Origin of the sequence: Nonlabens dokdonensis (genome assembly GCF_002162835.1) — a bacterium.
Taxonomy (GTDB): Bacteria; Bacteroidota; Bacteroidia; order Flavobacteriales; family Flavobacteriaceae; genus Nonlabens; species Nonlabens dokdonensis_B.
Genome location: NZ_MAAX01000085.1, coordinates 3,156 through 7,645, shown reverse-complemented (window position 1 = coordinate 7,645; position 4,490 = coordinate 3,156). Strand labels below are relative to the sequence as shown.

Here is a 4,490-nt window from a genome sequence, read left to right as displayed (position 1 = left end):
TTACTTTGCATTAAACCGTAAACAATTCGGTCCACCAGGAGAACCAGAACAATCTATTATGGATTATCCTACGCATCAAAAAAAGTTGATGCCTTTAATTGCCAATGCCTATGCATACGATTTTGCTCATAATCATTTATTGAGAGAATATACCAGCGATGCAAACCATGATGCTCAAGAAATGGAGGCTCTTGCTGCTGGTTTAAAAGCGTTAAGCACTTGGAATACTACTGCTACTATTCAAACCTGTAGAGAAGCTTGTGGTGGTAAAGGATATTTGAGCGAGATGTATTTTGATTTATTAAAAGCAGACTCTGATATCTTTACGACATTTGAAGGTGATAATACAGTGTTGTTACAACTTACTGCAAAAAGTAGGTTGACCTATTTTAGAAAGCAATTTGGTAAAATGGACTGGTGGGATACTTTAAAATATATATCGAGTATTGCTTCCACTAATCTTAGCGAATTAAATCCATTAATTACAAGAGATACATCTGAGGATCATTTGTTAGATGATGATTTTCTTTTAAGTGCTTTTTCTTATCGAGAGGAATATTCCTTGCGCTCACTGGCTATGCGTTTAAGTAAAAAGATTAAAAATGGAATGGACAGCTACGAGGCATTTTTGCAAGTTCAAGTGCATTTAATAGATATGGCAAGCGCCTATATTGATCGCATCGTTTTAGAAAGGTTTATAGCTACTATAGATGAACAGGAAAATAAAAGCGTAAAAGAAATACTTACTTCCTTAAAAAATCTATATGCACTACATCGTATTGAAGAAAATAAAGGTTGGTATCTAGAACATGATTATATATCCGGTTCAAAATCTCTCGCAATTAATAAGCTCGTTCAAAAACTTTGTAAAGAACTGAAGGAAGAAAGCCAGCATCTTGTAGATGCATTTGACATTCCTAAACACATGACAGAAACAGCTTTGAAATTTTATTAATCTAGTTCATAAGCAGTTCCTGCAGGTCGCCTTACGAGAATTTAGGTTCGATTTCTACAGGGAAGTTAATTGAATTTGCTATAAAACATAGCTCGTGAGCTTGTTGATGTAAGGAATGCGCCAGCTCACTTTGCGATGTATCTCTAAGCACAACTTGAGGACGTAACTGTATTTTTTGAAAAGCACCACTAGAGTCTTCGTTTAAAACTAAAGTTCCTAGTGCGTTATCTTTATAGCTTAATATATCGATATTGTTTCTTTTACAAACGTAGAAATAAGACATCATGTGGCAGGAAGATAGTGCGCTGAGCAGTAAATCTTCAGGATTGTGCAATGATGCATCACCTTTAAACTCTGGTGCTGCAGATATTTCTAATTCAGATTTGCCAGCAATTTTAGAGGTATGAGATTTGGGGTTTTTAAAAACTTCTTGTTGCCATTCTGTAAGCACTTTAAACTGAAAAAGCTTTCTCATGAAGTTTTAATTTATGGTGGTAGATGTTCCATATCTCGCTTTCGCGAAAGCGTAAACCCAAGCAAAAAACAGTCCTAAAAGCAAGCCCATAAAACTGCCCATAAGCACATCGCCAAAATAATGCACACCCAAATAGACACGACTGTAAGCCACCAAAGCAGCCCAAATCATCATCACAATTCCTAATATTTTATGGTTGCGCCTCAATATAAACCACAGAAAAGTTGCCAAAGCAACCGCGCTGCTCGCATGACCACTGTAGAATCCATAAGTACCACCACTCTTCCCTACTTTAGAAATCAAACCTTCTAAGGCTGGTTCTCTAAATGGACGCAATCGTTCTAAATTATCTTTAAAAAGATTTGCCAGCTGGTCACTTAAAGCAATTAGTAAAGCGATAGAAATCAGTACTATAACCAGATTGCGAGTTCCTATTTTTTTGTATAAAACATATAAAACAAAAAGATACAATGGGATCGCATAGAATTTATGAGTGACCACATTAAAAAACAGGTCTACCGCATCATTTCCCCAATCGTTGAGAAATAAACTGATGTCCCAATCTAATTGTTTAACGTCTTCCATTACTGCTCGTACAATTCCATTTGCTCATCGTAGAAGCGGCTTGCTTCTTCAATGAGGTTTTTAGTTTCTTCTTCGAGCTCTTCTTTGTCAGTTTTAGTTACTTCTTCAAGAAATTCTACGCTGTCATCTTTGAGATTGATAATAAAACGTGGATAATCTAAGTGAATGACAAAAATATCTTCAGGATAATGAACGTTATCGCCCATAAGAAATCTAGGAAGTTCCATAAATTAGGTTGTTGAATTTCAATTAGGAATGCAATTTAGTAATTAGTGTAGAGTAAGAACTCATTAGTAGTGTAAAAATTGATTTCAAAACCATTAAATTTGTTTCATGCAAAAGAAATTAAGAGCAGATAATTTACAGAAATCATACAAAGGGCGTCCTGTAGTAAAAGGCGTTTCTTATGAAGTGAATCAAGGAGAAATAGTTGGCCTTTTAGGGCCTAACGGTGCTGGTAAAACCACTTCATTTTATATGACGGTAGGACTCGTAAAACCTACTGGCGGCGATGTATGGCTAGACGATCAAAAGATCACTCAATTCCCCATGTATAAGCGTGCTCAAAGTGGGATAGGTTACCTTGCTCAAGAAGCCTCTATTTTTAGAAAACTGACCGTTGAAGAAAATATTCTAGGAGTTTTACAACTGACTAAACTCTCTAAAAAGGAGCAAAAAGAACGTTGTGAAAAACTGCTAGAAGAATTTAGTTTACAAGACCGACGCAACAGAAACGGAGATTTATTGAGCGGTGGAGAACGACGTCGTACAGAAATCGCTCGAGCGCTTGCTACAGATCCTACATTTATTTTACTTGATGAACCGTTTGCCGGAGTAGATCCTGTTGCCGTCGAAGATATTCAAAGAATCGTAGCGCAGCTAACTAAAAAAGACATCGGTATTTTAATTACCGATCATAACGTACAAGAAACACTGGCTATTACAGATCGTACTTACCTGATGTTTGAAGGTAAAATCTTAAAACACGGCTCGCCAGAAGAACTAGCTGAAGATGAAGTGGTGCGTAGAGTTTATTTAGGACAAAACTTTGAATTGAGAAAGAAGAAGATTTTTGAGTAGTAACTAATGATGAAGATTATCTTTTAAATACGTTTTTAAGATTCTGTAGTATTGATTTCTTAGTTCGCTCTTAGACTGGTTTTGATTTACTCTAGCACTATGAACAATAATTTTAGTTTTATTCTTTTTAAGTTTTAGCAATGAAAACTGTAATTCGTTTATAGTATCCTCAGCTATAATTAATTGGTCAATTTTATAATGCGCCGAATGGATATCACCTGTTTTATACTCTTCGACTCTCTGCTTGTAGCCATTATAAATGGATTCTTTATTTATAATTTCTTTTCTATACTTAGATGAGTCTGCATCAATTAACTTGATGTACTCTTGCTCGGCATCGTATCGCAAGTAGGTGTTATGATTCATTAACAATGTATCTTGATAGGCATGCCATCCTTGTTCTGATAGTTTGCTTAGAATCTCACTTTTACTGAGTCGTACGTTTCTAGATTTATTAAGATATAAATTACCTGTTGATGCTTGATAATTATAAGCGTAGTATGGTGGTGATGTCGCCATAAATGCAAACGAGCAAAGCACTAATGCCGGTATAGTCAATTTTCTTGAACTAATATTTTTATTACAGATTTCTTCTTTCTTTTTAATGAGAAAGTATGGAAAGAAAAGAATCACCAATGTGAAATAGTCTGTATAATCAATTACTCTATAAATTTGGATGAAGGCTATTTCATTATATACGTCTATAAATGGTTGTGAAAATGGCGTTTTCCAGAATACAAACAGCAAACCTGTGATCATTACCGATTTTAAAGCTTTCCCATTAAAAAATAAAGCGAAAACTAATGCTAACAATATCAGACCTACAACATCAGATAGTTTTCCTGTGAGCCAATTATGAAACTGAATTTTTAAATAATGATCGTTGACAAGTAAAATACCTAATGAGAGCCAAAAAACAGGATGATTAATAAATCGACTTCTATTTCTACTCTTCATGGGTACTATTTTATTGGCGCTTTGTCTTCAAGTTATTTATAACACTCATCAATATATAAATAATGATAATACAAGGAACTGCATAAATCTGAAGCGTAATAAGTAATACTAGAGAAATGAGCAAAAACAAATACCTGATCACGTTTCCTTTAATTCCCCATTGCTTAAATTTAAGAGCAAACAAAGGCAATTCTGCATTGAGTAAATAAACGCTTATCAATGTAATTACGATAAGAATGTACGGATTAGTAAGAAAATAAGTCAACTCATTGTTATAATCTTGAGCAATTATTCCTAAAGAAATAATAAGAATCGCGTTTGCTGGCGTCGGTACTCCTATAAAAGAATCGGTTTGTCTGGTATCAATATTAAACTTTGCCAGTCTGTAGCAACTTCCTAAAGTTATGAGAAAACCTAAGATAGGAATCCATGGGTAGT

At 34.7% G+C, this 4,490-nt stretch carries 7 protein-coding genes; 2 read left to right on the top strand and 5 right to left on the bottom strand.

The window, feature by feature from the left end; all coding sequences use genetic code 11:
• On the top strand, positions 1–955 hold a 955-nt coding region (locus A9Q93_RS05310), incomplete at its 5' end, for an acyl-CoA dehydrogenase (protein WP_303686343.1).
• 31 nt (positions 956–986) lie between these two features.
• On the opposite strand, the gene A9Q93_RS05305 is transcribed toward A9Q93_RS05310, so the two are convergent.
• The 3 genes from A9Q93_RS05305 to A9Q93_RS05295 are packed head-to-tail and all read right to left on the bottom strand — an operon-like array spanning position 987 to position 2,242.
• The gene (locus tag A9Q93_RS05305) at positions 987–1,430 is read right to left on the bottom strand and encodes an OsmC family protein (RefSeq protein ID WP_303686342.1); all 444 of its coding nucleotides are present in this window, start codon (positions 1,428–1,430) and stop codon (positions 987–989) included.
• Between the two features lie 6 nt (positions 1,431–1,436).
• Positions 1,437–2,015 carry a phosphatase PAP2 family protein gene (locus A9Q93_RS05300; RefSeq protein ID WP_303686341.1) on the bottom strand — a complete coding sequence of 193 codons (579 nt, stop codon included), beginning with the start codon at positions 2,013–2,015 and terminating at the stop codon, positions 1,437–1,439.
• Positions 2,015–2,242 carry a hypothetical protein gene (locus tag A9Q93_RS05295; protein ID WP_015360700.1) on the bottom strand — a complete coding sequence of 76 codons (228 nt, stop codon included), beginning with the start codon at positions 2,240–2,242 and terminating at the stop codon, positions 2,015–2,017. Before A9Q93_RS05295 ends, A9Q93_RS05300 begins: the two co-directional genes overlap by 1 nt.
• A gap of 106 nt (positions 2,243–2,348) precedes the next feature.
• Here A9Q93_RS05295 and lptB point away from each other — a divergent pair, with 106 nt between their 5' ends.
• A complete protein-coding gene (gene lptB, locus A9Q93_RS05290) occupies positions 2,349–3,095 on the top strand; it encodes an LPS export ABC transporter ATP-binding protein (protein ID WP_303686340.1) in 747 nt (248 codons plus the stop codon).
• Between the two features lie 3 nt (positions 3,096–3,098).
• Here lptB and A9Q93_RS05285 read toward each other — a convergent pair whose 3' ends face one another.
• Together A9Q93_RS05285 and A9Q93_RS05280 are read right to left on the bottom strand one after the other, a co-directional pair.
• The gene (locus A9Q93_RS05285) at positions 3,099–4,052 is read right to left on the bottom strand and encodes a hypothetical protein (RefSeq protein WP_303686339.1); all 954 of its coding nucleotides are present in this window, start codon (positions 4,050–4,052) and stop codon (positions 3,099–3,101) included.
• Positions 4,053–4,062: 10 nt separating this feature from the next.
• Positions 4,063–4,490, bottom strand: a 428-nt coding sequence (locus A9Q93_RS05280; protein WP_369674693.1) for a phosphatidylcholine/phosphatidylserine synthase, incomplete at its 5' end; no start/stop codon positions are given.

What these genes read in the sequence shown, in the direction of transcription:
- lptB (WP_303686340.1), top strand. Translation starts at nt 2,349, where the DNA reads ATGCAAAAGAAATTAAGAGCAGATAATTTACAGAAATCATACAAAGGG.
- A9Q93_RS05305 (WP_303686342.1), bottom strand. Translation starts at nt 1,430, where the DNA reads ATGAGAAAGCTTTTTCAGTTTAAAGTGCTTACAGAATGGCAACAAGAA.
- A9Q93_RS05300 (WP_303686341.1), bottom strand. Translation starts at nt 2,015, where the DNA reads ATGGAAGACGTTAAACAATTAGATTGGGACATCAGTTTATTTCTCAAC.
- A9Q93_RS05285 (WP_303686339.1), bottom strand. Translation starts at nt 4,052, where the DNA reads ATGAAGAGTAGAAATAGAAGTCGATTTATTAATCATCCTGTTTTTTGG.
- A9Q93_RS05295 (WP_015360700.1), bottom strand. Translation starts at nt 2,242, where the DNA reads ATGGAACTTCCTAGATTTCTTATGGGCGATAACGTTCATTATCCTGAA.